The 451-nt window shown below is 50.6% G+C and carries 4 tRNA genes; all 4 read left to right on the top strand.

What is annotated here, in order from left to right:
* Nucleotides 1-72: 72 nt before the first annotated feature.
* Nucleotides 73-154 (top strand) — tRNA-Leu (locus FC85_RS06645).
* 23 nt (nt 155-177) lie between these two features.
* A tRNA-Thr gene (locus tag FC85_RS06640) sits at nt 178-251 on the top strand.
* 5 nt (nt 252-256) lie between these two features.
* Nucleotides 257-328 (top strand) — tRNA-Gly (locus tag FC85_RS06635).
* Between the two features lie 14 nt (nt 329-342).
* Nucleotides 343-428: transfer RNA gene (locus FC85_RS06630), tRNA-Leu, on the top strand.
* Nucleotides 429-451 lie beyond the last annotated feature (23 nt).

The following is a 451-nucleotide window of genomic DNA, read 5'->3' as shown; positions in this document are numbered from 1 at the left end:
TAGAGCATCTGACTTTTAATCAGAGGGTCGGCAGTTCGAGACTGCCACGGCTCATTGCCAGTTTTTTACAATGCGGGCGTGGCGGAACTGGCAGACGCGCTAGATTTAGGTTCTAGTGTCTTATGACGTGGGGGTTCGAATCCCTTCGCCCGCATAGAACCATATGTTATGAATTTTGCCGACTTAGCTCAGTTGGTTAGAGCGCTTCACTAGTAATGAAGAGGTCGGGCGTTCGAATCGTCTAGTCGGCATTTATGCGGAAGTAGTTCAGTGGTAGAACATCACCTTGCCATGGTGGGGGTCGCGGGTTCGAATCCCGTCTTCCGCTTTTTTAGTCAGTCTGCCGGGGTGGCGGAATTGGCAGACGCACAGGACTTAAAATCCTGCGGTCAGTGATGACCGTACCGGTTCGATCCCGGTCCTCGGCATTACAACAATTAAATAAACATTA

The organism is Lentilactobacillus diolivorans DSM 14421 (assembly GCF_001434255.1).
Taxonomy (GTDB): Bacteria; Bacillota; Bacilli; order Lactobacillales; family Lactobacillaceae; genus Lentilactobacillus; species Lentilactobacillus diolivorans.
Note: the sequence above shows the minus strand (reverse complement) of the source record. Positions and strands in the feature narration are given on the sequence as shown.